Origin of the sequence: Methylobacterium sp. DB0501 (assembly GCF_011043735.1) — a bacterium.
Classification (GTDB): domain Bacteria; phylum Pseudomonadota; class Alphaproteobacteria; order Rhizobiales; family Beijerinckiaceae; genus Methylobacterium; species Methylobacterium alsaeris.
Genome location: NZ_JAAKGV010000010.1, coordinates 134,790 through 159,781 on the forward strand (window position 1 = coordinate 134,790; position 24,992 = coordinate 159,781).

A 24,992-nucleotide genomic window follows, 5' to 3' on the forward strand; every position below is an offset into this window, starting at 1 on the left:
TCAAAGCCCCCCTGGAGCGGCCGGCAGGACGGCGTCGAGGAGTTCCCGCGCCGCCGGGTGCGACAGGGCGAGGCCCGGCCGGCACGCCGAGGAATCGACGATCCGGCCCTCGCTCAGCACCACGACCCGGTCGGCGAAACGGCGCGCGAGGCGGATGTCGTGGGTGATGAGCAGGAAGGCGGTACCGTCCTGGCGGCGCAGGGACGCCAGGCGGTCGAGGAGATCGACCTGGCGCGGCGCGTCGAGATTCGACACCGCCTCGTCGAGGATCACGAGGGCCGGCCGCGTCGCCAGCGCCCGGGCGAGGCCGATCCGCTGCACTTGGCCGCCGGAGAGCTGGCCGGGCAGCCGGTCGGCCGCGTCGGGATCGAGGCCGACCGCGTCGAGCACGTCCGAGATCCTGGCCTGCCGCGCGGCGGCCGTCAGATCGGTCAGGTGGCGCAACGGCTCGGCGAGGATCCGCCCGACGCCATGGCGAGGGTTCACCGCCGAGAGGGGATCCTGCAACACCATCTGGACCGCCGCCCGGAAGATCTTCGCCCCCCCGCGATCGAGACCGGCGAGGGGCGCACCGCGAAACAGCACCGCGCCCCCGTCGGGGTCTTCGAGCCCCATCAGCAGGCGGGCGAGCGTGCTCTTCCCGGAGCCGCTGCGGCCGATCAGGGCGACGCACTCGCCCTCGCCGATCGCGAGGTCGATCCCGGACAGCACCGTACGGGGCGCGCCCCGCCGCCAGCCCGCTCGGGCATAGGCCTTGCCGAGGCCGCGCGCGGCGAGAAGCGGGGTCATGCGACCGCCTCCGCCGCCGGCACCGCGTGCAGGGCGCGATGGGCGGCGAGGAGCGCCCGCGTCGCCGGCTCGCGCGGGGTGGCGAAGAGCGACGCGGCCGGTGCGGTCTCGACGATCCGGCCGGCCTCCATCACGGCCACCCGGTCGGCGAGGCGGGCGACCACGCCGAGATCGTGGGTCACGATCAGGAGGCCGAGGCCCCGCGCCCGCACCAGCCCGGCGAGCAGGTCGAGGATGCGCGCCTGAGCCACGAGGTCGAGATCGGTGGTCGGCTCGTCGGCGACCAGGAACGGCGCCCGGGACATGAGCGCCAGCGCGATCATCGCCCGCTGCAGCATGCCGCCGGACATCTGGAACGGGTAGAGGTCGGGCACGCGCGGATCGTCGCCGAGCCCGACCGCCGCGAAGGCCTCGGCCATGGCGATCCGGCCGGGCTTGCCGGGGTCCTCGGTCGCGTGGCCGCCGATGGTGCGCAGGGGGTTGAAGGCGGTGCGCGGCGCCTGGAGCACGCTGGCGACGGCCCGGCCGCGCAACGCCGCGGGCTCGGCCTGCGCGCCGTCGAGCAGGATCCGCCCGCCCGTGCGCCGGGTGCCGGGCGGCAGCACGTCGAGGAGGGCGGCGCAGGCCAGCGACTTGCCGGACCCGCTCGCCCCGACGAGGGCCAGGACCTCGCCGGTCCGGATGTCGAGATCCACGCCCCGCACCAGGGGCACGGGCTCGCGGCCGCGCCACGTCGTGCGCCACGTCTCGACCGACAGGCCCTCTGCCCTGAGAATCTTGGCCTGGAGAACCTCGGCCTGGAGAACCTTGCCCTGGAGAACCTTGGCGCTCACAGGCCGCGCTCCGCGATCAGCGTCGGGTCGAGGCGGTCGCGCAAGCCGTCGCCGAGGCGGTTGAAGGCCAGCACGGCGAGCGCGATCGCCAGGCCCGGCCAGACGACCAGGAGCGGCCGGGTCCAGAAGAAGGCGCGGGCGTCGTTGATCATCACGCCCCATTCCGGCGTCGGCGGCTGTACGCCGAGGCCCAGGAAGGACAGTCCGGCGACGTGGAGCGCCATGTGGCCGATATCCAGGGTGGCGAGCGCCGCCAGCGGCGGCACCACGCCCGGCAGGACGTGCTCGACGAAGATCGCGAGCGGCGGGGCCCCGGCGATCCGGGCGGCCAGCACGTAGTCGCGGGTCTTCAGCTCCAGAACCAGGCCGCGCACGATCCGCGCGTACCAGGCCCAATGCGACAGCACGATCGCCATCACGACGTTGACGAGCCCGGTGCCGAGCGCGCCGATCATGAACAGGGCCAGCACGAAGGTCGGCACGGTGAGGAAGACGTCGCAGAGACGCATCAGACCTGCGTCGAGCCGGCCGCCGACCATGCCGGCGAGCCCGCCGACCGAGAGGCCTAGGCCCAGCACCAGGGCGAGCACGACGAGGACCGAGCCGAGGGTGGTGCGCGCCCCGACGATCAGCCGCGAGAGGATGTCGCGCCCGAGATGGTCGGTGCCGAGGAGATGCACGAGGTTCGGCGCCTCGAAGCGGCGGGCGAGGTCGACCGCCAGCGGATCGTGCGGGGCGAGGAGCGGCCCGGCGAGGGCCAGCAGCACGAAGCCGGCGGCGAGCGCGCCGGCCACCGCCACGGATCCGGACCGGTTGGCCGAGCTGGCGGCGATCATGCGGCGTCGTCCCCGAGACGGATGCGCGGGTCGAGCCAGGCATAGGCGATGTCGACCGCGAGGTTGCAGAGCACGAACACCACCGTCATCACCAGGGTGAAGCACTGGATCACCGGATAGTCGCGGTCGAAGATCGCCGAGACCGCGTAGCGGCCGATGCCCGGCCAGGAGAAGATCGTCTCGACGACGAGCGCCCCGCCGAGCAATTCGCCGGCATGCATGCCGATCGCGGTGACGACGGGCACGAGGGCGTTGCGGAAGACATGGCGGCGGGTCACCGCGCGCTCCGAGAGGCCGCGCAGCCGCGCATAGAGCACGTGGCGCCCGGCCCCCGCCTCCAGCATGCTCGCCCGCAGGAGCCGGGCGTTGACCGAGAGCGACATCAGGCCGATGGCGAGCGCCGGCATGACGAGGTGGGCGATGGTGCCGCTTCCCATCGGCGGCAGCCACCCCAGGGTCACCGAGAAGGTGACGACGAGCAGGAAGGCGACCCAGAAATTCGGCAGCGAGACGCCGAGCACCGCGATGCCGCGCACCAGCCGGTCCTGCCAGCCCCCGCGATGCCCGGCCGCCCAGGCGCCCAGCGGCAGGCTCAAGGCGAGGCTGACGACGAGGGCCGTGCCGGCGAGTTCGAGGGTGGCCGGGAGATAGCCGAGCAGGTCCGGCAGGACCGGCCGGCGGGTCGCATAGGAGAGGCCGAAATCGCCCTGCAGCGCCCGCCACAGCCAGTCGAGGTACTGGACCGCGAAGGGACGGTCGAGGCCGAGCATCGCCCGGGCATCCGCCAGGGCGGCGTCGGTCGGCGGCACCTGCGACAGGCGCAGGTAGTCGAGCGCCGGATCGCCGGGCCCGAGCCGCAGCACCACGAAGACCAGGAGCGAGACGCCGAGCAGCATCGGCGGAACCAGCGCGAGCCGCGCGAGGACGAAGCGCAGCATCAGCGGTCGGCCCGGTCCGAGGCCGGCCGCATCGCGGCGAACGGGATCTCGTTCAGGGTCGCGCCGAACCCCACGCCGGCGATTGCGGAACGGTGGACCTCGATCGCGACCGCATGGGAAATCGGCAGGTACACGGCCGATTCGTGCAAGGCCGTCAGGAGCCCGGCGGTGAGGCGCTTGCGCTCGGCCGGGTCGGCGGCGGCGAGGATCGCCGTGATGGTGGCGTCGATCTCCGGCTTCTCGGGCAGGCCCCTCTGGGCCTGGTAATCGGCGTGCGAGGGCGCCCGCATCGCGCTGAGGAAGGAGGCGGGATCGTAGGGCGGGCCCCAGGTCTCGCCGAAGATCAGGCCGAAGCGGCCGTCCTTCTGGCGGGCGAGGATCGCGCTCTCCTCCTCGCCGACGAGGCGGACGGCGATGCCGATCCGGGCGAGGTCGGCCTGGATCACCTCGGCGATCGCCTTCTGCTGGGCGTTGGTGCCGACGAAGTCGAGTTCGACGGCGAGGGGGCGTCCGCCCTTCGCCCGCATGCCGTCGGTCCCGCGCGCCCAGCCGGCCTCGTCGAGGAGCCGGTTCGCCGCCGCCCGGTCGAAGCCGTGGGGGGTGAGACCGGCATCGGCATCGGGGACGCTCGGCGCGAACAGGAAATCGGCCCGGGGTTCGAGGCCGTCGAGGACGGTCCGCACCAGGGTGTCCTTGTCGACCGCGCGGTTGATCGCGAGCCGCACGGCGCGATCGTCGGTCGGGGCGCGGGCGGAGTTGAGCGCCAGCACCCTCGTGGCGAGCGGCGCCGAGACCGCGCCCGAGACGGCCGGCGCCTGGTCGCGCAGGCGCAGGAAGGCTTCCGACGGAATCTGCCCGGCGGCGCCGTAGACGAGATCGATCTCGCCGGTCTGGAGCGCGATGGCGCGGGTGTTGGGATCAGGGATCACCTTGACGACGAGGCGCGCGAAGGCCGGCTTGCCGCCCCAATAGGTCGGGTTGGCCGCGAAGGTGTCGGAGATGCCGAGCCGCGTCTCGACGAGGCGCCATGGCCCGGTACCGACCGGCGCCTTGATGCCGGAGGCCGTGGTGCCGCCCTCCCCCATCGCCGCCGGCGAGAGGAAGCGGAACGGGCGCGGCAGCGCGAGTTCCCGGAGCGTCGGATCGTGGGGCGCCTTGAGCACCAGGCGGAAGGCCAGGGGACCGGCGATCTCGGCGCGGTCGATCTGCCGGGTGAGGTCGAGCCACTCGTGGCGGGCGCGGTTGGCGAGGATGGCGTCGAAATTCGCCTTCACGGCGGCGGCGTCGAACGGCGTGCCATCGCTGAAGGTGACGCCCGGGCGCAAGATGAAGTCGTAGGTGCGCCCGTCCGGTGAGACCGTCCAGGCGGTCGCGAGCCAGGGCTCGATCGTGCCGTCGGCGCGGTACCGCACCAGCGGCTCGTAGACGCTCGCCTGGGCGAACATCTGGTTCGGCGCATAGAGGTGGGGGTTCAGCGGCCCGACATTGGTCGGCCAGGAATAGGTCAGCTGCTGGCCGGCCGCCGGGGCGACGGCGCAGGCCATGACGACGGCGACGGCGAGGCTCGCCAGCTTGGACATCGGGCCGCCCCGGTATGAGGAACGCAAGAAAAGCTCTTACGCTCTGTACGGGAGCGGGCCGGGCAGGGCCAGTGGCGATCGGCCGCTGACCGGCTCCGGTCGGCTCGGCGAGCCCAGGTCGCCGACAGCCACAGGGTCGAGCGCCTCTACCTCTCACCCCCCTGCCCGGATCTCCTTCCAGTTCGTTCCAGTCGTCCGGGAAAGGGCGGTGCCTGAAAGGGAAAAGCTCTACTCGGCGTCTGCCTTGGCCGCCTCCAGCAGGTACTGCCCGATATACAGATCCTGCAGCGCGATCCCCGAACTGTCGAAGACCGTGATCTCGTCGGGGCTGGTGCGGCCGGGTGCACGCCCCTCGAGCACGGCACCGATCGCCGTGAGCGTCAGCGCGCCGCTCTCGATCCGCTCGCGGACGTACTGGAACTCGCCGATCTCGACCGACTGCGCGGGCAGGTCGCAGAACAGCCGCGCCCGCTCGTAGAGGTCCACCGGCAATTCCTGCTTGCCGCGCCCGTCCGAGCCCATGCCGGCGACGTGGGTGCCGGGGCGCACCCACTCCGCGGCGAAGAGCGGCGCCTGCGACGGCGTCGCGGTGACGATCACGTCGGCGGCGCGGCAGGCCTCCTCGGGCTCCGAGACCCGGACGTCGAGGGAAACGCCCTGCTCCACCAGCCGGGCGGCGAAGCCCTCGGCCCTGGCGGGGTCCCGGGCCACGACGTGGAGGCGCCGGAGCGGCAGGATGCGGGCGAGCGCGCCGACCTCGTAGAGGGCCTGGTTGCCGGCGCCGAAGATCGCGAGCGTCTCGCTGTCGGGCCGGGCGAGGGCCTTGGCGGCCACCGCGTCGGCGGCGGCGGTGCGGTAGGCGTTGGCGGCGGCGGCCTCGACCACCGCGCCGATCCGCCCGCAATCCTGGTCGATCAGCAGGATCGTCGAGTTGTGGCGCGGCAGGCCCCGGGCGGGATTGTTGTGCCAGAAGGCTCCGACCTTGAGCCCCGCGAGCTCCGCCGTGGCCCCCGACTTGATCGAGAACCGGTCGCGCGGGTCCGACGCGAAGGCGATGACCGCCGGGTAGACGCGCGCCGCGTCGGAGGAGGCCGCGACCAGCGACCTCCGGATCGGCTCGAAGGCGGCTTCGTGCGAGATCAGCCGCGACGACAGGTGTTCCGGGATGAACGTGACCATGATCGTCTCAACTCCTACCGATAGAACCCGAGGATCGCCTTGGTCTCCAGGTACTCCTCCATGCCCTCGCGGCCGTATTCCCGGCCGTTGCCCGATTGCTTGTAGCCGCCGAACGGCGCCTGCGGGTCCCAGTCGGGGGCGTTGAGATGCACCTGGCCGGCGCGGATCCGCGAGGCCACCCGGCGCGCCTGGTCGAGGTCGACGCCGTGGACGTGGGCGCCGAGGCCGTAGATCGTGTCGTTGGCGATCGCGACCGCCTCCTCGACGGTGTCGTAGGGCAGGATGGCGAGGACCGGCCCGAAGATCTCTTCCTGCGCGATCGCCATGTCGGGGCGCACCTCGGAGAACACGGTCGGACGGGCGAACAGGCCGCCCTCGCAGCCCTCGGGCAGGCCGGGGCCGCCGGTGACGAGCTTGGCGCCCTCCTCGATGCCGACCCGGATCATCCGCTGGATGCGGTCGAACTGCGCCCGGTTGGCGATCGGGCCGTGGGTGGTCTCCTCGCTCAAGGGGTCGCCGACCAGGAACCCGGTCGCGGCCGCCTTCGCCAGGGCCTCGACCTCGGCGAGACGGTCGCGGGGGACGATCATCCGGGTCGGCGCGCTGCAGGACTGGCCGAGGTTGCGCATCGCCGCCGCGACGCCGAGCGGGATGCAGCGGGCCAGATCGGCATCCGGCAGCACCACGTTCGGCGACTTGCCGCCGAGTTCCTGGGCGACGCGCTTGACCGTGGGGGCCGCCGCCTGGGCGACCAGCACGCCGGCCCGGGTCGAGCCGGTGATCGAGATCATGTCGACCTCGGGATGGGTGGCGAGCGCCGCGCCGACCACCGGCCCGGTGCCGTTGACGAGGTTGAACACGCCCGCCGGGCAGCCGGCCTCGTGCATCACCTCGGCGAAGAGCAGCGCGCTCAAGGGGGACAATTCACTCGGCTTCAGCACGACCGTGCAGCCGGCGGCGAGCGCCGGGCCGACCTTGGCGGTGATCTGGTAGAGCGGCCAGTTCCAGGGCGTGATCAGCGCGCAGACGCCGATCGCCTCGCGGGCGATGGCGGTGGTGCCGCGCTGCGACAGGAACGGGAAGGTCGCGAGGTTGTCGCGGGCGACCCGGAGATGCGCGGCGGCGAGCGGCACCTGCGCCGTGCGGGCATACGCGATGGCGGCGCCCATCTCGGCCGTCAGGGCCTGCGCGAACAGTTCCAGCCGCTCGAGCACGAGGGCGTGGACGCGGTCGAGCAGGGCGGCGCGCTCGGACGGCGTCGTCTGCGACCAGGCCGGGAAGGCGCGACGCGCCGCAGCGACCGCGGCCTCGACGTCGGCGGTGTCGCCCAGCGCGATCTCGGCGATGGCCGCCTCGGTCGCCGGGTTGACGACGGCCGCGCGCTCGCGACCCGCCGGGTCCCGCCACGCCCCGTCGACGTAGAAGCGGCCGAGGCGCCCGGCCTCGGTCAGGTGCCGGATAGGGTCGGTCATTGGAAGCGGTCCTTGAGACGGTAATAGGCGCCGACGAGCGGCAGGAACCAGGGCGGGCCGACATGGCCGGGAATCGCCGGCCAGGCGAAGTCCTTCCAGGGGTTCAGCTCGGCGCGGCCGTCCATGACCTCGGCCATGATGGTGCCCATCAGGGTCGACATCTGGGTGCCGTGGCCGCTGTAGCCCATGGAATAGTAGATGCCGTTCCGCTCGCCGGCCCGGGGAAGCCGGTCGCGGGTCATGTCGACCATGCCGCCCCAGCAGTAATCGAGGCGCATGTCGGTCAGCTCGGGAAAGACGTCGTGCAGGGCGGCGCGCAGGATCGCGCCGCTCTTCTCGTCCGAGGCCGGGTTGGAGACGGCGAAGCGGGCCCGCCCGCCGAACAGCAGCCGGTTGTCCGGCGTGGTGCGGAAGTAGTTGACGAGGTTCTTGGTATCGACCGCCATCCGCCGGCGCGGCGTCAGGCGATCGAGCATCGCCACCGGCAGCGGCTCGGTGACGATCAGGAAGGCGCCGACCGGCACGACGCGCCGGCGCACCCAGCCGAGGGGGCCGGTCTGGGAGGTGCCGCTGGCAAGCAGGACCTGCTTGGCGCGCACCGTGCCCTTCGGCGTGCCGACGAGATGGCCGCCTTCTGGGGCAGGCTTCAGGCTCGTCATCGGCGTGCGCTCGTGGACCGCGACGCCGCGGCGGGCGGCGGCCTCGCCGAGGCCGCGCACGAAGCGCCCGACATGCATCCCGGCGCTCTTCCGGTAGATCAGGCCGCCGTGATAGCGCGTCGAGCCGATCTCGGCGGACAGTCCGGCGCGGTCCACCATCTCGGTGTCGGGATCGACGTTGGCGGCGAGCAGCTCCTGGCTGCGCGCCAGCCTGTCGTAGTGCTCGGGCTTCGCCGCCAGCTTGATCTTGCCGACGCGGGCGAAGCTGCAATCGATGCCCTCCTCCCGGACGAGGCGCTCGACCGTGTCCACCCCGGCATCGAAGGCACGGTAGAGCGTGTTGGCGACATCGCGGCCGAGCCTGGCCGAGAGCAGGCCGTAATCCTGCGCGAAGCCGTTGTTGCACATGCCGCCGTTGCGGCCCGAGGCGGCGTTGCCGATCGTCTCGGCCTCGAGCAACACCACGCGGGCGCCCTTCTTGGCCAGCGCCAGGGCAGCGGAGGCGCCGGTGAGCCCGCCGCCGATCACCGCGACGTCGCAGGTGCCCTCGACCGGGCCGGCGGCACCGCTCGCGAACGGCATCGACGTGTCGAGCCAGTAGGAAGTGAGCTTCATGGCGGCTCCGGGTTCCTCGGTGCCGAACGGGCGCGACGGCCCGGAGCGGAAAGCGGCGCCCTCCACCCTCGGCAGGTTTCGTCGAGACGATGGCCGGCCCGGCGAGAGGTCCGGCCGGTTATCGGGCGCTCAGGCCGGCGCGCGCCGGCCGGATCGGTCGGGTCGCATCAGTTGAGCGACTGGTTGGAGAGCGCGAAGACGCGCGTCGGGCCGGCGGGCGGCCGGGTGCCGCGCACCATGGTGAGGGCGTCGCCGACCTGCGGCAGGCCGAGCGCGGCAAGCCAGGACGACAGCCCCGATTCGGCGGCGGTGTCGATCCGCACGAAGCGGCCGTCGAGGCGCGCGAGCGCGGCCTCGATGAGGCTGCGCGCCTCGGGGACGCCCTCGGCGACTACGGGCCCGACGACGTGGCCGCGGCCGAACAGGCGCGCGATCGCGTAGCCGGCAGGCAGGCCGTCGCGCAGGAGCACGTAGCCCTCGCCGGACACGGCGAGGCGTTCGACGAGGGGGCGCCGGTCGAGGCCGGTCGCCGCCCGGTCGAGGCGCAGGACGGCATCGAGATCGGCCGGGGCCAGCGCCCGGACGCGGTCGTCCGGCACGACGGCGGCCCGGGCCGTGTACCCGCCCTGGTGCTGAAGGAGGGTGCCGACCGGCACGAAGCCGTAGCGCTCGTAGAGGGCGCAGCCCTCCGCCGTCGAGTTGAGCAGGATGCTGCGCGGCCCGGCTTCCATGAGCAGCGCCTGCATCAGCCGCGTCCCGTAGCCCCGCCCCTGCGCGGCCTTCGCGACGATGATCATGCCGACGGTCGCGTGGCTCTCGCCGTAGGGAAAGCACGCCGCGGTCCCGATCACCGCGCCGTCGCACTCGAGCACGAAGCCCCGGCCGAGCTGCAGCGCGAAGTCCCAATCCTCGATCCGGTAGGGCCAGGACATTTCCCGCGACAGCGCCAGGGCGCCGTCGCGATGGGCGGGCGCGAACGGCACCAGGGCGACGGGATCGGTCCGGCTCCGACGATCCGGGAGGGTGGCGGCTTCCATGGCGGGAACGGGCTTCATGTCGGTCGGGCGAAGGCGGAGGGCATGGTCTTCGACGAAGCGGACCCCGCTCGGTCGAAACCCATGCAGCAAAATCGAAGATCCCGGTCTGACTAAGCGACTTGCGTTGGCAGTCCGACGCTACGTTCGCTCAGTTTATTGTGTCGTCGCAGATTTCTGTCGCAAAACCGGCAACCATTTTTGCGAGATCTGCTTAGCTCAGCGCATGCGCCGCCAGGGCGTAGGTGCCAGGGGATCCGGGCTCGACCTTGGGCAGCGGCGCGCCGCGGGTCATCGTCGTCACGGTGTCGTGCAGGGGCAGGCCGGCAGCGTGCAGGAAGGCGCGGAGCGCGCCGCCCGCCTGCCGCGTGTCGAGGCGGACGAACTGGCCGTCGAGACCGGCCAGGAGCGCGGTGACGAGCCGCACCGCCTCGTCCTCGCTCTCGGCGACGACCGGCCCGATCACCTGGCCGCGCCCGAACGGGCGGCGCATGGCGTAGCCGACGAGGCGCCCGCCGCGCCGCAGGCCGCGGATCTCGGAGACTAGGGCGAGCTGCGCCATGAGGGCGGACCGGTCGGCACCGAACGCTGCCGCATCCAGGGCCGCGACCTCGGCGAGGCCGACAGCCTCGATCGTCTCGACCGGGTCGCCCTGCGGCACGACCGGCCGCGCGTAGCCCTGGCACTGGTACACCGTCGCCTGCGGCGCGAAGCCGAGCGAGACGTAGAGGCTGTAGGCGGCGCGGGTGGCGTTCAGGATCAGGCGGCGCTCGCCGCATTGCCGGAGGATGCCTTCCATCATCCAGCGCCCGCCGCCATGGGTCTGCACCCGCGGCGAGGTGATGACCATCCCGATCGTCGCGCAATCCGCGCCGTAGGGAAACCACATCGCCGAGCTGAACACGCGGCCGATCTCGTCGAGCGCGACGAAGCCGTGGCCGACCCTGCGCAGGAACTCCCAATCGGCCGCGCGATGGGGCCATTCGACGCCGAGGGACAACCCGTGGAGCGCGTCCACGTCGACGGAGGCGATATCCTGCGAGGCGAGGTCGAAGGATTGCAGGCGCATCGTGCTCTGGGACATCGTCACCGCATCCTCTTCCCAAGCGGCCGGCGCAGCCCCCGATCCGGGCCGCACCACCGCCTCGCCATTCCCCACAAGATGCCCCGGGCCCGTCCGCGGTTTCTGCCGAGGATCGGGCGGTTTTCGGAATTTTCGACCGAACTCCCCCGCTCTACGGCAGGAATGCCGGTCTCCGCGCCTCTATCCTCGAGCCGGTTCCGATGGAGGCCGGCGACCGCCGCGCCGCCAGCGTCGCCTCACGATCCTCCACGGCCGCCTTTTACGGCTCGCGGCCGCCCCGCATCGACGCCGATCGGCAAACGCCGCGGGTCGCGGTCCTCACGCCCAAGGAAACCGGTATGTCCCTCCTCATCACCATCGACACCGACCCGACCTTCGCACCGAAGCCGGGCCTGCCCCTGCCCGAGCGCCTGATCGCCGGCGCGCCGGAGTTCAAGACCTGGGCGCAGGACGAGTCCCGCGATGGGATGATCAAGAGCGGCGTCTGGGAAGCGACGCCGGGCGAGACTCACTCCATCAAGGGCACGACCTTCGAATTCTGCCATATCCTCTTCGGCTTGGTCGAGATCGAGGAGAAGGGCGGCGAGACCAAGACCTACAGGGCCGGCGACAGCTTCGTCATGAAGCCCGGCTTCGTCGGCATCTGGCGCACGATCGAGACCGTCCGCAAGATCTACGTCTGCGTCTACGAGTGATCGTGGTCGCGCCCCCGCGCGCGGTGCGGGAGCGAATGTAGATGGGACGCGCCGGTTTCCCCGTGAGCCGGATTACCTTCGTCGAGGCGGCCGAGAGGCCGCCTTTTCGTTTGTGCGCCCAGCATGGAGCGCGTTCTTGAGGGTGGAAGCCCCTCCGTGAGCCGGTCACGGCGAGCGGAATGAAGCGCAACTGCGGAAGGGTGACCGACCGTGGAGAGGAAGCGTGGAGCGAACCTGCGGGCCGATGAACAAGAACCGGATAGAAGGCGATGCCGAGCAGGGCGAGCGGGCAAACAGCCGCGAAGCTCTCGTGATCAAAGCGAGGCGGCGTAGATCCGGCGGTCGTGCAGGGACGGAACGTGCTCTTACCTGGGGAGATCTCGCCTCGCGTCTGAAAGGGCGACGGCGTCGAGCCGGAGCGCGAAGTCAGCAAAGGTCGTAGTAGGGCGCGACTTGCTCCCGACGGACCGAACGAGGAGGAATGGCCACGGCCGTGACGATGCTGTCGGCCCTGGTCACCGGCCTGACCCGGATGGGCCTGCACCTCGCCAGCCGCGTCCTCGACCGGCAGGCGGCCGGGGACATCGTGGAGCGCGCCCATGCCCGGGTCCCGCAGGACACCGGACGGCTCTCTTCCGGCATCGAGACCACCGAGGTCGGCGGCGTCTGGGGCGGGCAGCGGTGCTGGAGCGCCTGCGGGCGACGCCGGCGGTGAGCGCGGTGGTGGGCGGGAAGATCTACGACGACGTGCCGGCGGACGGCGAGCCGGACCTGCCGTGGATGTTCGCCGGGCCGCTCAACGCGACGCGCCTCGAGGTAAGCGGCCTTCGACCGCGACCAGGCCTGGAGCCTCGCCCGGGCGGGCATGCGGGCGGTCGAGGGGGTCGAGCCGGCCGAGGGCGGGTTCTACGACCGCTTGAGCGTGCGCCAGGCCGGCGACGTGATCACCCCACTCACCGTGAAGGCGGTGTTCTTCGACGTCGCCGCCGTGATGCTGGATGGATGACGCGCCGGCCGGGCTACCCGCCCGGACGCGCGAGCCAGGGAATGAGGGGGGCCGGATCCTTGCCTTCGACCTGCGCCAGCTTGCGGATCCCCTCCTCCAGGGCCGCCCTTCGGTCGTCGGAGAGCCGCGCGGCGCCGAGGGCGAGGAACCTGCGCCATTTCGGCCCGCGGCCGTGCGCGTCCGTCCAAGCCAGGCCGAGGTCGATCGTCATGCCGGCGAGCCGCTTGGCGTCGATGATCGCGCCGCACTGGGCGATGTCCTTGGCGACCTTGGCCTGGTCGTGGCTCGCGCGCAGGCAGGTCACGATGAGCTTGTGGACGGCGAAGCGCTCGGGCGCGGGCACCATGACGGGGATCCCGGCATCGTAGAGGGCGACCGACCGGACCGGATCCTTGACCAGGAACTCCAGGTACTTGAGCGCCTGGGCTCCCATGTTCGCCATGACGCGGGACGGATAGACCGCGCTCGCGCCGCCCTTGGACGGAACCAGCAGCTCGACCTTGTAGCCCATCCGGTTGCGGAACCCGACCGGTACCGTGGCCTCGGCCGGATGGAACACCGGCTCGAAGGTCGGGTCGACCGTCTGCAGCAGCGCGGGCAGGTCGATCATGTCCTGGACAGCGGGAACGAAGAACTCGGCGAAATCCGCGTCCTGCGTCCGGTACTCGGCCTCCCCCAGCAGGGCGGCCAGGGGACCGCTGTAGCTCTGGTAGGCCAGCGTGCCGACGAGCACGACCCTGCTCCAGGCATCGACGCTGGCGAAGGCCTCCAGGATCCTGCCCTCGATCGGAGACGGTGCCGGCAGGCCGGAATGCCGGAGCTTGCCGGCCAGCTCGCGCCGGGTCCGATAGAGGTCCTTGTTGCGCCCGAAATTCTCGACGCGCCGCTGCACCTCCGGGTCATCGGCGGGCCCGACATAGATGAGCTTGTGCTTGCCGGGTACGCCATCGGCCGCACGCTCGTAGCCCTTGTAGTAGAAATACTCCTTATTGCCGCGCTTCTGCCTGACGAAGTTGCCGTTCGCAGGAAAACGCTGGTCGAACTGAGCGTCGAAGGCCTTCGAGCACAGGTCCGCGAAGGCGACCTGATCGAGGTGGGAGAGCGCGCGCACGAACCGACGACCTTGTTACCAAACTACGGTGATTGGTAACAGGTCAGCCCAGACCCAGCCAGCGCTTTGTTACCAAAAATCTCGATTTGGTAACAAGGCCGTCATCTGTCCCGTACGACCCCGGGCCCGCCCGGTCGGCACGACGAGCCACTCCCCTCACCGGAAAGCACCCGATGCCCCAGACCGTCCCCTTCGGCGGCAAGGACCTGCGCGTCCTGCTCAAGGACTCCGCCGCCGACACCACCCCCGACTTCGTGGCGATGATCACCACCAAGGAGATCGAGTGGGTCAACGAGTTCGACGACGCCACCGTGCCGGAGGCCGACGCCCCCGACCAGGTGCCGAGCCGGCGCTCCTTCCTCAAGGCCCGGGCCTGGAACACCTCGTTCTCCGGCATCGCCGACGCCAAGGGCTTCCGCATCCTCCAGGCCGCCGCGACCGCCGACCTGCCCACCTACGTCCAGGTCCTGGTCGCCAAGGCCGCGGCGGCCGGCGGCGGGCGCTGGGACGGCGCGGTGTGGTTCGAGAACCTGAAGCTCTCCTCGCAGGATAACGGCGTGGCGAAGTTCAGCGGCCAGCTGCGCGGCGAAGGCCCGCTGGCCTGGACGGCGGCGAGCTGATGGCGCCCGACACCTCCCGCACCGCAATCTACGCCGCCTTCGGCGGCAGCCGCCGCAAGCTGCAGCTCACCCTGGGCTGCATCGGCGAGCTGGAGCGGATCTGCACCGCCGGCATCGGCGAGATCCAGCTCAGGCTGGCCGGCCACCGCTTCTACGCCGCCGACCTGCGCGAGACGATCCGCCTCGGGCTGATCGGCGGCGGCGAGGCCCCGGCCGGGGCCGAGACGCTGATGCGCTTCAACTTCGACCAGCAGCCGCTGGCCACCCACCTCCAGCTCGCCGCGGACCTGCTCTCGGCCACGGTGGCCGGGGTGGAGCCGGAGGGAAACGGGGTGACGGAGGGGAGCGACGCCCCGGCGACCTCTACCGTCTGGCACCGCGCCGGCGGCATGATGGGCCTGACGCCCCTGGCGGTCGACGCCCTCACGCTGCCGGAGATGCCGGCGATGATCGAGGGCTTTCGCCGCGTCCACGGCGGCGAGGAGGAGGCGCCGATACCGAGCCTCGACGTGTTCATGACGGCGCTCGCCGAGCACCGAAGAGCCTAAGCAGACTTGCGTTGGCAGGCTAACGCTTCGTCCGCTTGGGTTCTTGTTTCGTCGCGGATTTTTGTCGCAAAACTGGTCGCCACCTTTGCAAAATCTGCCTAGCACAGGAGGGCGCCGGTATGAGCGAGCCGCTGAAGATCCGCTTCGGCACCGACATCTCCTCCGCCAAGGCCGGCCTGACCAACCTCGCGGCCTCGGTGGTCGCCGATGTCGGGCTGGTCTCGACGGCGCTCAACAAGGACACGCAGGCCCAGAGCGGCTACGGCCAGGCGGTCGCCAAGGTCGCCCGGGCGGTGGGCGACGACTATGCGGCGATGACCGCCGCCGGCCTGAAGGCCGCCAACGACACCGAGGGCAGCGCCGTCGCCCGCGCCGCCGGCCAGACCAACGTGGCAAGCGCGGCGATCACCACCTCACTCACCGCCGGCAGCCGGAGCGGCTCAGGCGCGATCGGAGGGATCGTGCCCAAGCGCGTCAGGGCGTCTCGCAGACTTGACCGAGCGTCCCAAACATCGAAAAATCGCCCCAATCTCATTCCCCGTCCAGTTGCTCGGCCCGATACCCTAGATCATAGAAGACGCCACATCGTGTCTGGGGCGCCTCCGATTTATGCCGCGCTATCGCTTCAGTCTAAGCATCTACGGGCAGACTCTTCGGGAAGGAGCCTGGATCGGTCTCGCCGATGAACAGGCGGCCCTGGAAAAAGCACATCAGCTCGTCGAGGCGCTTCTCACCCTCGGCGACCGCACGGTGACGTGGACGGATGGCGTGCTGGTGGTCGAGAGCAGCGACGGCCGCGACATCATCCACGTCCCGATCGTCGACCTCGTTGCGGGTGATGCGACAGGGCTGCACCATTGAGGGATCGACCGGTTCGAGGCACGTGCTCGAAACCCCGGAAGAGGAGCCGGCAGCCCGATACACGGAGGGGCGTCGCGCGGGCAACGGTCCGACGCGGGGGCGGGCCGGACTCTGCCGGCGTGCTGACCGGTCTCGCTGTTCGACGGGCCTCGGGACCGTGCGGTCCCAAATGGAGGCCGGCGCGGGCGGTTCATTCACCGTAAGCAGCAGAACGCCCACCTGAGGGTTAGGACCTCGGCGGGCGGCTGTCGTCGGGGATTGGGGAATCCGCTGCTGTCCTGTCAACGTGAGCCCAGGGGCGATGGTTCCGGCCGGGCTTGCTCATCGCTCGGGCAGCGGGGATGCGGGCCGTTCGATCGGATACGGAAACGCGCTCCCCGCGTCCGCTCCATGATGCCCTCGCCGACTGAAGTCCTAGGCCCAACAGCCTAGAGCCCTTGATCGATTTCCGCTGGGAAAGAACGCCTATTTTGAGCAATATGCGTTCTTCCGGGTGAGGTGAGGCCAGTCTATGAATTTTTCCCCCGCACAGCCGGACGGGCTTCCCGGATCGCGGGGTGAGATCATCGTGTCGCCGCCCTCCCCCGCCCTGGAATGCCGGGTCGCGCGCCTGACGGCTGCCGGTGCCACGCTCGTCGTGCCGGCCGGGGCGGTGGTGCCGGACGCGCTCACGTTGGCCATCGCCGGGGAATTCGTGATGCGCCGCTGCCGGGTGACGTGGCGGCGGCCGGGACGGGTCGGGGTGACGTTCGAGATGCCGGTCTGAGGCTTCGTCGGCCGCGGCGTAACGGGCTGCCGCTCAGAGCGACCGGATCCGGTCCTCGATCCGCCGGGCCTCGTCCTCGTCGATCTCGACCGGACGGCTGGTATCGTTCGGTAGGCCCGGGCCGGTCTGCGCGATGGTCGCGTCGCGCGGGCGCGCGTTGGGGCCGTTCGAGATGTTGGGTTGTGCCGTATCCTGGCGGGTGTCGTCGGCCATCGGTGCTTCCTCTGCAGGCTGCGCGTCTCCGCCGGGGCAATCGACGGGGCGCGCCAACGTTCCGGCGCCGTCGCACCGGCCGTGCATCGCCCGCGCCTCGGATCATCCGGTCCTCAGATCACCCGCACCTTCGTGCCGACGGGAACGAACCGGTAGAGTTCGATCACATCGTCGTTGAGCATCCGGAAGCAGCCGGCCGAGGCGGCGCGACCGATCGAGCTCGGGTCGGTGGTGCCGTGGATGCGGTAGAGCGACGAGCCGAGATAGAGCGCCCGGGCGCCGAGCGGGTTGCGCGGGCCGCCGGCGACGTGGCGCGGCAGGCCGGGGCGACTGCGCCGCATCTCCGGCGTCGGCGTCCATTGCGGCCATTCCTGCTTGGCGGTGACCGTCTCGACGCCCTTCCAGCCCGTGCCCGGCCGGCCGACCGCCACCCGGTAGCGAATCGCCGTGCCGTCGCCGCGTACGAGGTAGAGGACGCGCGCCGCGGTATCGACCACGATGGTGCCGGGCGCCTCCGCCCCCGGATAGCCGACCACCTTGCCGCGCCGTACCGCCGGCAGGCTGATGGGCGCGGGAGCCAGGATCGGCGGGGCCGCCGGCGGCGCGGCGGGCACCGGTCCAGCGAGGGCCGGCGGCGGCTCGGCCGGGAGCGCGGCCATGCGCGTAGGAGCCGGCGCGGGCGGGCCCGGCACGATCTCGGGGGACAGGGCGGTCAGGCGCATCGGAGCGTCCGGCAGCGGCAGGGCCGGCACGGTCGCGGGCGCCTCGCCGACGGCCATGGCGCCGGGCGTCTCGACGGCGGCGGCGGGGCGGGAGCGGCAGCGATAGACCCGGCGCCCGTCCGCCCGCATCGTCACCGGCCCGATCGCGTCGACGACGATCTGTCGGGGTTCGGCGCGAGTCTCGGCGCGCCGGTCCTCCACCGTGCGGAAGCAGCGCATATGCAGGCGGTAGCCGATCGCGGTGTCGGAGACCTTGTCGATCCGGCAGCGCAGGTCGTGCGCGTCGAGCCGCGCCTCGGCCGCCGGCTTCAGCCGGATCTCGAACGCCCGCGGGCTCGCCGGATCGGCGCAATCGGCCGGGCTCGGCGCCCACCAGCCCACCGGCGACTCGTCGGGGCTCATCGCATGGGCGGTCGGCCCATGGGCGGTACTCGCACCGCCGAGGAGGAGAGCGGGCAGGAGCCGGCCGAGGCGTCGCATCGTGCAGGGGGTCCGGACGGGAAATCGAGGGCGGATCATCGCGGGGGCGCGGCCTGCGCCGCGGCGACGGGGCGGAAGCCGGCGGGACGGAATCCGGCAGGTCCTGGGCCGGCAGATTCCGGCGCGGCGCCGACCACCACGAACCCACTCCAGCCGCGCCGCGGCGCCGGGCCCGGTTCCGCCACCACGGCGATGTGGACGGCCTCGCCGGCCCGGCTCTGGTCCCGGATCGGCGCAGCGGCGGGCGCCTCCGACTCCTCGAACAGGCCCGCCCGCAGGACGAGCGGCGCATCCTCGGCGATGGTCCCGCGCGGCCCGGCCTCGGCGACCGGGGCGAACCCGCCCGGCGCGCGCAAGGCGGCCATCCGGGTGCCGAGGCGGTCGAGGGCGAGGCGGATCGGCCGGGCCTGCGGGGCGTCGAGGACTGCGAGGGCGGCCCGCGTGTCGGCCGGCGCCGGCACCACGTGGACGACGCGGTAGCGGCGCTCCTTCAGCCGGCGCAGCAGGGCGGGCAGGATCGCGACGGTGCGGGGCTGGATGTCGTGCAGCAGGATGATCCCGCGCCCGGCGGCGTCGAGGCGGGCCATCACCCGCTCCAGCACGGCCGCCGGGGCGATCCGCTTCCAGTCGTCGCCGTCGACGTCGATGCTGAACGGCACCAGCCGCTGCGCGGCAGCGTAGCGGTCGAGGGCGGGAGTGTGCCCGAGGCCGGGGAAGCGGAAGAACGGCGACAGGGACGTCGCGTTGTCGGTGAGGACGGTGCGGGCCGCCTCCAGCCCGCCATTGATCTGGTCGCGCCGCGCCGCGGAACTGCGGACCCGATCGAGGTAGCGGTGCGACCAGGTATGGGTCGCGATCGTGTGGCCGCTGGCGGCGGTGCGGCGCAGGATGGCGGGGAACTGCGCCACCATGCTGCCGACGACGAAGAACGTCGCCTTCACGCATTCGGCCTCGAGCGCGTCGAGCACCGCGGTCGTGCGCCGGGGCAGCGGCCCGTCGTCGAAGGTCAGCACCACCTCGCCGCGCTCCAGCGGCAGGGTGCGGCCGTAGCTCGCCGTCCCGACCGGCCCTTGCGAGAACGGCACGTCCAGAGTGCGGGCCGTGCCGAGCGCCGCCGGTCCGCAGGCCTCTGCCGCAAGGCCGGGCGGCGCGCACAGCAAACCGGACAGCAGCAGGAGCTTGAAGCAACGCACGAACAAACTCCGCCACTTACCCGGCCGGTCCGGGTAAATTCTCACGCAAATCTGAGTCGCAGGTAAACGCCCCGCCCTCGGGCAATAGTCTCTCCGGGACGGTGGCGCGGGACATCCTCTCTTGGAGATCGGTAGGCGCCTCGACATGACCAGTCCAACAAGGTTAATTCCTGCGTAATCTCCCCGTTTCGTCATCGATGGCAGCGATCGAGACGGCGCCGAGGCTCTGGATCGACTGTCGCGTACAGGCCTCGCGCCGGGTGACGGAATTGACGAGGGACGACGTCCGGGTTTCGCCCTCGGTCCCTCCGCACGGGCGCGGGCCGCCTTAACCCGGCGCTAACCATGGCCGTCGTTCCGTCAGGAAGGGAGCAGCGGATTCTCGGGCGGATGGCACGGCGCGGACATACCCTTCGGGCCGAGAGCCGGCCGCACGGCGCGAATCCCGCACCGCAAGAGGCACCTGCGCCGCTGGCGCCCGGCCTCCTGACCCTCGCGCGCTGGCGGCTCCTCGCCATGCACCGGGAGGCGCATGTCGGGCATGTCGGCGGCAACCTGTCGGCCTTCGACGCGATGATGCTCGTCCACCACGAGATGCTGGGCGCCGCCGACCGCTTCGTCCTCTCGAAGGGCCACGCGGCCGGCGCGCTCTACGTCACGCTGTGGAGCCGCGGCCTGATCTCCGAGGCCGAACTCGCCAGCTTCCATGCCGACGCCACGCGGCTGCCCGGCCACCCGCCCGCAGGCGGCCTGCCGGGGATCCGCTTCGGCACCGGCAGCCTCGGCCACGGCCTGCCGCTGGCCGGCGGGCTCGCCCTCGCGGCCCGGCTGCAGCGGCGGGAGGGCCGGGTATTCTGCCTGACCTCCGACGGTGAGTGGCAGGAGGGCTCGACCTTCGAGGCCCTGATCTTCTGCGCCCACCGGCGGCTGTCCAACCTGACGATCCTGATCGACCACAACCGCCTGCAGGGCTTCGGCACAACGGCGGAGGTCGCCTCCCTCGACCCGATCGGACGCGTGCTGGCCGGGTTCGACGTCGAGATCCGCGAGGCGGACGGGCACGACCTCCCCGACATGCGCCGCGCGCTGGTCCCCGGCACCGACCGGCCGGTGGTCGTCGTGCTTCACACCGTGAAGGGCCGCGGCGTCCCGGCCATCGAGGGGCGCCTCGACAGCCATTACCTGCCGCTCACCGAGGACCAGGTCCGCGCGGCGATGCTCGGCATCCCGCCCACCGGAAACGCACCCGGGACGGGGTACGCGTGATGCGGCGCGAATTGTGCGAGGCGCTCGTCGCCCGGTCCGCGCGCTCGGACCTCGTCTTCCTCACCGGCGATCTCGGCTTCGGCGCCCTCGAACCCCTGCGCGACGCGCTCGGCGACCGCTTCATCAATGCGGGCATCGCCGAGCAGAACATGATCGGGGTCGCCGCGGGGCTGGCGAGCGAGGGGCTGGAGCCCTGGACCTACACGATCGCGCCGTTCTGCTACGCCCGCGCCTTCGAGCAGATCCGCAACGACATCTGCTTCCACCGCCTGCCGGTGCGCCTGCTCGGCAACGGCGGCGGCTACGCCTACGGGGTCATGGGGCCGACCCATCACGCGCTCGAGGATTACGGGGTGCTCGCGACGCTCCCCGGATTGCGGATCTTCGTGCCGGCCTTCGACAGCGACGTGGCGGCGGTGGTGGAGGCGGCCGGCATCGAGCCCGGACCGGCCTATCTGCGGCTCGGCCGCGGCGAATTGCCGGCGGGCTGCGCCGCCCCGGCCTATGCGCCCTGGCGCCGCCTGCGGCCTGGGCGCGGCCCCGTCGTTGTCGCGGTGGGGCCGATCGCCGGCATCGCCTGGTCGGCCTTCGCGCGGGACGGCGAGGACGGGCCGGACCTGTGGGCGGTGAGCGAATTGCCGCTCGCCCTGAACCAGCCGCCGCGGGATTTCATCGAGGCCTTGAGCGGCCGCAGGCTCTGCGTCGTCGAGGAGCACGTCGCCCAGGGCGGCCTCGGCCAAGCGCTCGCCGCCTGGTGCCTGGAGGGCGGTGTCGCACTCGCCGGATTCCGCACCGCGACGGCCGCCGGCTACCCGTCCGGCACCTACGGCTCGCAGGCCTTCCACCGGCGCGAAAGCGGCCTCGACGCCGCCTCGCTGCGCGAAAGACTGATGCCATGATCCCGTCCGACGCCGACTGGATCGACACCCTCAAGGGGCCGATCGCCGTCCTCGGCGCGGGCGGCTTCGTCGGGTGCAACCTCTTCCGGCACATCCTGGCGCGGCGCCGCGACGTCTATGCCGTCGCCCGCACCCTGCCGGCGCCGCGCCTGCGCGGCATTGATCCGGGCCACCTGATCGCCGTCGACCTCACCGATCGGGCGGCGACCGCCAACTTCGTCGAGGCGATCGGCCCGGCGACGGTGTTCGACTGCGTCGCCTACGGCGCCTACTCGTTCGAGACCGACGCCGACCTGATCTACGCCACGAACTTCACCGCCCTCGTCGGGCGGATCGAGCGCCTGGCCTCGAGCGGCCGTCTCGCGGCCTACATCCATGCCGGCTCGTCCTCGGAATACGGCCTGAACTCCGCCTCGCCTACCGAAGAATCGGGCCTCGTGCCGAACAGCGCCTACGCGGTCTCGAAGGCGGCGGCCGCGCACTACATCGCCTATGCGGGCAAGACGCGCCGCTGGCCGGTGGTCAACCTGCGGCTCTACTCGGTCTACGGCCCCTACGAGGATGCCGGCCGGTTGATCCCGGCCGTGGTCTCGCGCGGGCTCGCCGGTTCCTATCCCGACCTCGTCGACCCGGGAATCGCCCGCGACTTCGTCTATGTCGAGGACGTCTGCGCGGCCTTCGTGCGGGCCGCGGCCAAGATGTCGCTCGACCTCTACGGCGAATCGCTCAACATCGGCACCGGGACCGAGACGACGATCGGCGACCTCGCGGCGACAGCGCGGGAGCTGTTCGGCATCGCCGAGCCGCCGCGTTTCGGCGCCATGGCGCCGCGCGCCTGGGACCTCGCCCGCTGGCAGGCCGATCCCGGCAAGGCGGAGCGCCTGCTCGGCTGGCGCGCGACGACGCCGCTCGCGGACGGGCTGTCGCGCACCGCCGCCTGGATGCGCGAGGCCGGCGCCGAGATCGCCGGGCTCACCAAGGCGGGCGTCCCGCGCCGCCGCAGCATCGCCGCCGTCATCGCCTGCTACAAGGACGAGGAGGCGGTGCCGATCATGCATGCCCGCCTCACCGCGGTGTTCCGCAAGATCGACGTCGATTACGAGATCATCTTCGTCGACGACGCTAGCCCCGACGGCTGCGCGGCGCGGATCCGCGAGCTGTCGGCCTCCGATCCGCACGTGCTCGGCATTACGCATTCGCGCAATTTCGGCTCGCAGATGGCGTTCCGCAGCGGCATGGAGCTGGCGACCGCCCAGGCCTGCGTGCTGCTCGACGGCGACCTCCAGGACCCGCCCGAGCTGATCGAGCCGTTCTACCGCGAATGGGTGGCGGGCGCCGACGTCGTCTACGGCCGCCGCGTCCAGCGCGAGATGCCGGTGGTCTGGGGCCTGCTCTACAAGGCGTTCTACCGGGTCTTCGCCGCCTTCAGCTACGTGCGCATCCCGCACGATGCCGGCGATTTCTCGCTGATGGACCGGCGGGTCGTCGGCTGGCTGCTCAACTGCCCCGAGCGCGACCTGTTCATGCGCGGGCTTCGCGCCTATGTCGGCTTCCGGCAGACCGGGGTCGATTACGTGCGGCCCAAGCGCATGTTCGGCACCAGCACCAACAACCTGCTCTCCAACCTCGAATGGGCCAAGCGCGGGATCTTCTCGTTCAGCAACGCCCCGCTCAAGATGCTCACCGCCGCCGGCATCGCGCTGCTCGGCCTGTCGGGCCTCATCGGCCTCGCGATGGTGATCCTGCGCCTCCTGGTGCCGGACATCGCCCCGCGCGGCGCGGTCTCGACCCAGCTGGCGATCCTGTTCTTCGGCGCCCTCAACCTGTTCGCCATCGGGCTGATCGGCGAGTACGTCGCCAAGATCATGGAGGAGGTGAAGGGGCGCCCGCGCCTGATCCGGGCGGCGCTGATCCGCAACGGCGTGGCGACCGACCTCCCGCCGGAGGGAAGGCCGCGCCCGTGACCGCCATCCTCGCGACGCCCGACGCCCCGCCGCGCGACCGCACGAACCCGGATCGCGGCCTGCGGGACATGCCGGCGGGGACCCGCCTCGGCCACCTGCCCTTCGCCGTCGTGCTCGGGCTCGCGGCCGCGCCGAACCTGATCTTCCTCGCCACCCATCTGGCGAGCGCGCCGCTCGCCGCGGCGGCGGTGGCGCTCCTGTCGGGGGCCCTGGCCCTGGTCCTGCGCGACCTCGCCCGGACCCGCGCGCCGCTCGATCGCCCGCTCCTCGGGGTGGCGCTCGCGGCCGGCTTCGCGCTCTGCCTGCTCGGCGGCCAGACGCATCTGTTCTTCGCCAACGACGACTGGCTGATCCGCGACGCGGTCCTGCACGATCTCGTCGCCGGGCCCTGGCCGGTCGGCTACCTCTATGCCGGCGAGCCGACGATGCTGCGCGCGCCGCTCGGGCTCTACCTGCTGCCGGCGGCGATCGGGAAGGTCGTCGGGCTGCAGGGGGCCCATGTCGCGCTGCTCGCCCAGGACGGGCTGCTGTTCGGGTGCCTGCTCTACGGCTTCGCCCGGACCGTGCCGTCGCACCGGCGGGGCCTCGTTCTGATCGCGGTCTTCGTCGCGTTCAGCGGCTGGGACGTCGTCGGCAGCCTACTGGCCGGCGACCGGCTGATCCCCGGCCGGCATCTTGAGCAATGGGCGGGGGAGCTGCAATTCTCCTCCCACGCGACGCAGCTGTTCTGGGTGCCGAACCACGCCGCCTCCGGCTGGATCTTCGTCTGCGCCTACTGCCTGTGGCGTGCGGGCACCCTGCGGGCGACCTCCCTCGCGGTGGTGTTCGGCCTCTGCGTGCTGTGGTCGCCGCTGAGCATGATCGGCGCCCTGCCCTTCCTGGCCGTGGCGTGCCTCGCCGATGCCGCGCATCGCCGGCTCACCCCCGGCACCCTGGCCGTTCTCGCGCTCGCCGGCCTCGGGCTCGCGCCGGTGGCGCTCTATCTCGGCACCGATGCCGGGCGCGTCCCGCACGGGCTGCAAGCCATGGGCGGGGATTTCCTCCTGCGCTACGGCCTCCTGCTCCTGCTCGAACTGGTGCCGCCCCTGCTCGTCCTCGGCCTCGTGCCCGGGCGCCGGGATCCCTGGTCCCGGTTCGAGACCGGGCTCGTCGTCGTCCTCCTCGTGCTCGCCCCGCTCTACCGGCTCGGGGGGGCGGATTTCGTCATGCGCGCCTCGATTCCCGCCCTCGCCCTGCTGGCTGTGCAGGTCGGCGCCGCAGTCCCGGCCCTCGACGCCCGGCGCCGGCTTGCGGCCCTCGCGATCCTGGGGATCGGCGCGGCCACGCCGCTTTCCGAGGTGATTCGGGCCGTGACCGAACCGCCCTTCTCGATCAGCGCCTGCAACCTGCTCGCCGCCGCCCGGACCCCGCCCAATGACGGCCCGCTCGTCCACTACGTCGCGCGCCTCGACGCGCTGCGGGGCCACCTCGCCGACACGGTTCTCGCCAAGCCCGGGACGACGATCCGGCTCGTGCCGCACGCCACGTGCTGGCCGGACCATCCGATACATCAGGAAGGCGCCGGGACGGTGTTCTAAGCTGATTTCGCAAAGGCGGCTGCCGGTTTTGCGACAGAAATCTGCGACAGAA

Annotated in this window: 25 protein-coding genes; 11 read left to right on the forward strand and 14 right to left on the reverse strand. The window is 71.9% G+C overall.

Features of this window, described 5'->3' with window-relative positions:
- The 10 genes from G4G93_RS16455 to G4G93_RS16500 all read right to left on the reverse strand — a co-directional run bounded on the left by G4G93_RS16455 (nucleotide 1) and on the right by G4G93_RS16500 (nucleotide 11,019).
- Nucleotides 1-789, reverse strand: coding sequence for an ATP-binding cassette domain-containing protein (locus G4G93_RS16455; RefSeq protein WP_165085593.1), 789 nt, complete (start codon nucleotides 787-789; stop codon nucleotides 1-3).
- Nucleotides 786-1,622, reverse strand: coding sequence for an ATP-binding cassette domain-containing protein (locus G4G93_RS16460; RefSeq protein WP_395410607.1), 837 nt, complete (start codon nucleotides 1,620-1,622; stop codon nucleotides 786-788). The genes G4G93_RS16455 and G4G93_RS16460 overlap by 4 nt, the downstream gene beginning before the upstream one ends.
- Nucleotides 1,619-2,458, reverse strand: coding sequence for a nickel ABC transporter permease subunit NikC (gene nikC, locus G4G93_RS16465; protein ID WP_165085594.1), 840 nt, complete (start codon nucleotides 2,456-2,458; stop codon nucleotides 1,619-1,621). The genes G4G93_RS16460 and nikC overlap by 4 nt, the downstream gene beginning before the upstream one ends.
- On the reverse strand, nucleotides 2,455-3,396 hold the full coding sequence (gene nikB, locus G4G93_RS16470) for a nickel ABC transporter permease subunit NikB (protein WP_165085596.1): 942 nt from the start codon (nucleotides 3,394-3,396) through the stop codon (nucleotides 2,455-2,457). The genes nikC and nikB overlap by 4 nt, the downstream gene beginning before the upstream one ends.
- The gene (nikA, locus tag G4G93_RS16475) at nucleotides 3,396-4,976 is read right to left on the reverse strand and encodes a nickel ABC transporter substrate-binding protein (protein ID WP_165085598.1); all 1,581 of its coding nucleotides are present in this window, start codon (nucleotides 4,974-4,976) and stop codon (nucleotides 3,396-3,398) included. Before nikA ends, nikB begins: the two co-directional genes overlap by 1 nt.
- Before the next feature lie 228 nt (nucleotides 4,977-5,204).
- On the reverse strand, nucleotides 5,205-6,155 hold the full coding sequence (locus G4G93_RS16480; RefSeq protein WP_165085600.1) for an ornithine cyclodeaminase family protein: 951 nt from the start codon (nucleotides 6,153-6,155) through the stop codon (nucleotides 5,205-5,207).
- 14 nt (nucleotides 6,156-6,169) lie between these two features.
- Nucleotides 6,170-7,627: an aldehyde dehydrogenase family protein gene (locus G4G93_RS16485; RefSeq protein WP_165085602.1), complete on the reverse strand. Its 1,458-nt coding sequence runs from the start codon at nucleotides 7,625-7,627 to the stop codon at nucleotides 6,170-6,172.
- Nucleotides 7,624-8,901 carry an FAD-binding oxidoreductase gene (locus tag G4G93_RS16490; protein ID WP_165085604.1) on the reverse strand — a complete coding sequence of 426 codons (1,278 nt, stop codon included), beginning with the start codon at nucleotides 8,899-8,901 and terminating at the stop codon, nucleotides 7,624-7,626. Before G4G93_RS16490 ends, G4G93_RS16485 begins: the two co-directional genes overlap by 4 nt.
- A gap of 167 nt (nucleotides 8,902-9,068) precedes the next feature.
- Nucleotides 9,069-9,956 carry a GNAT family N-acetyltransferase gene (locus G4G93_RS16495; RefSeq protein WP_246736811.1) on the reverse strand — a complete coding sequence of 296 codons (888 nt, stop codon included), beginning with the start codon at nucleotides 9,954-9,956 and terminating at the stop codon, nucleotides 9,069-9,071.
- A gap of 193 nt (nucleotides 9,957-10,149) precedes the next feature.
- Nucleotides 10,150-11,019 (reverse strand): GNAT family N-acetyltransferase, encoded by an 870-nt coding sequence (locus tag G4G93_RS16500; protein WP_165085605.1) that lies wholly within the window; start codon nucleotides 11,017-11,019, stop codon nucleotides 10,150-10,152.
- Nucleotides 11,020-11,357: 338 nt separating this feature from the next.
- On the opposite strand from G4G93_RS16500, the gene G4G93_RS16505 reads away from it, so the two are divergent.
- The 3 genes from G4G93_RS16505 to G4G93_RS16515 all read left to right on the forward strand — a co-directional run bounded on the left by G4G93_RS16505 (nucleotide 11,358) and on the right by G4G93_RS16515 (nucleotide 12,720).
- Nucleotides 11,358-11,714 carry a cupin domain-containing protein gene (locus G4G93_RS16505; protein ID WP_165085607.1) on the forward strand — a complete coding sequence of 119 codons (357 nt, stop codon included), beginning with the start codon at nucleotides 11,358-11,360 and terminating at the stop codon, nucleotides 11,712-11,714.
- A 481-nt stretch (nucleotides 11,715-12,195) separates the two neighbouring features.
- The gene (locus G4G93_RS16510) at nucleotides 12,196-12,429 is read left to right on the forward strand and encodes a hypothetical protein (protein WP_165085608.1); all 234 of its coding nucleotides are present in this window, start codon (nucleotides 12,196-12,198) and stop codon (nucleotides 12,427-12,429) included.
- A 150-nt stretch (nucleotides 12,430-12,579) separates the two neighbouring features.
- Nucleotides 12,580-12,720, forward strand: a complete 141-nt coding sequence (locus tag G4G93_RS16515; RefSeq protein WP_165085610.1) for a hypothetical protein — start codon at nucleotides 12,580-12,582, stop codon at nucleotides 12,718-12,720.
- Between the two features lie 13 nt (nucleotides 12,721-12,733).
- Here G4G93_RS16515 and G4G93_RS16520 read toward each other — a convergent pair whose 3' ends face one another.
- The gene (locus G4G93_RS16520; protein WP_165085612.1) at nucleotides 12,734-13,831 is read right to left on the reverse strand and encodes a GSU2403 family nucleotidyltransferase fold protein; all 1,098 of its coding nucleotides are present in this window, start codon (nucleotides 13,829-13,831) and stop codon (nucleotides 12,734-12,736) included.
- A 173-nt stretch (nucleotides 13,832-14,004) separates the two neighbouring features.
- Between G4G93_RS16520 and G4G93_RS16525 the strand changes: the two genes are divergently transcribed.
- From G4G93_RS16525 to G4G93_RS16540, 4 genes are all read left to right on the forward strand, one after another.
- Entirely contained in the window at nucleotides 14,005-14,451 is a 447-nt protein-coding gene (locus G4G93_RS16525) for a phage tail tube protein (RefSeq protein WP_165085614.1), read from the forward strand.
- Entirely contained in the window at nucleotides 14,451-14,999 is a 549-nt protein-coding gene (locus tag G4G93_RS35540; RefSeq protein ID WP_246736812.1) for a gene transfer agent family protein, read from the forward strand. The genes G4G93_RS16525 and G4G93_RS35540 overlap by 1 nt, the downstream gene beginning before the upstream one ends.
- A gap of 119 nt (nucleotides 15,000-15,118) precedes the next feature.
- Nucleotides 15,119-15,685 (forward strand): hypothetical protein, encoded by a 567-nt coding sequence (locus tag G4G93_RS16535; RefSeq protein ID WP_165085615.1) that lies wholly within the window; start codon nucleotides 15,119-15,121, stop codon nucleotides 15,683-15,685.
- Nucleotides 15,686-16,428: 743 nt separating this feature from the next.
- On the forward strand, nucleotides 16,429-16,626 hold the full coding sequence (locus G4G93_RS16540) for a hypothetical protein (RefSeq protein WP_165085616.1): 198 nt from the start codon (nucleotides 16,429-16,431) through the stop codon (nucleotides 16,624-16,626).
- A 33-nt stretch (nucleotides 16,627-16,659) separates the two neighbouring features.
- Here G4G93_RS16540 and G4G93_RS16545 read toward each other — a convergent pair whose 3' ends face one another.
- The 3 genes from G4G93_RS16545 to G4G93_RS16555 all read right to left on the reverse strand — a co-directional run bounded on the left by G4G93_RS16545 (nucleotide 16,660) and on the right by G4G93_RS16555 (nucleotide 19,234).
- Nucleotides 16,660-16,839, reverse strand: coding sequence for a hypothetical protein (locus G4G93_RS16545; RefSeq protein WP_165085617.1), 180 nt, complete (start codon nucleotides 16,837-16,839; stop codon nucleotides 16,660-16,662).
- A 113-nt stretch (nucleotides 16,840-16,952) separates the two neighbouring features.
- Nucleotides 16,953-18,041 (reverse strand): L,D-transpeptidase, encoded by a 1,089-nt coding sequence (locus tag G4G93_RS36595; protein ID WP_312892043.1) that lies wholly within the window; start codon nucleotides 18,039-18,041, stop codon nucleotides 16,953-16,955.
- A gap of 35 nt (nucleotides 18,042-18,076) precedes the next feature.
- Entirely contained in the window at nucleotides 18,077-19,234 is a 1,158-nt protein-coding gene (locus tag G4G93_RS16555; RefSeq protein WP_165085618.1) for a polysaccharide deacetylase family protein, read from the reverse strand.
- Between the two features lie 390 nt (nucleotides 19,235-19,624).
- On the opposite strand from G4G93_RS16555, the gene G4G93_RS16560 reads away from it, so the two are divergent.
- Genes G4G93_RS16560 through G4G93_RS16575 form a run of 4 tightly spaced genes read left to right on the forward strand, consistent with a single transcriptional unit; the run spans nucleotide 19,625 to nucleotide 24,940 of the window.
- Entirely contained in the window at nucleotides 19,625-20,500 is an 876-nt protein-coding gene (locus tag G4G93_RS16560) for a transketolase (protein WP_246736814.1), read from the forward strand.
- Nucleotides 20,500-21,399 carry a transketolase family protein gene (locus G4G93_RS16565; RefSeq protein ID WP_165085619.1) on the forward strand — a complete coding sequence of 300 codons (900 nt, stop codon included), beginning with the start codon at nucleotides 20,500-20,502 and terminating at the stop codon, nucleotides 21,397-21,399. The genes G4G93_RS16560 and G4G93_RS16565 overlap by 1 nt, the downstream gene beginning before the upstream one ends.
- Complete coding sequence (locus tag G4G93_RS16570; protein WP_165085621.1) at nucleotides 21,396-23,363, forward strand: NAD-dependent epimerase/dehydratase family protein; 1,968 nt, start codon at nucleotides 21,396-21,398, stop codon at nucleotides 23,361-23,363. The genes G4G93_RS16565 and G4G93_RS16570 overlap by 4 nt, the downstream gene beginning before the upstream one ends.
- The gene (locus G4G93_RS16575) at nucleotides 23,360-24,940 is read left to right on the forward strand and encodes a hypothetical protein (RefSeq protein WP_165085622.1); all 1,581 of its coding nucleotides are present in this window, start codon (nucleotides 23,360-23,362) and stop codon (nucleotides 24,938-24,940) included. Before G4G93_RS16570 ends, G4G93_RS16575 begins: the two co-directional genes overlap by 4 nt.
- Nucleotides 24,941-24,992: the final 52 nt, after the last annotated feature.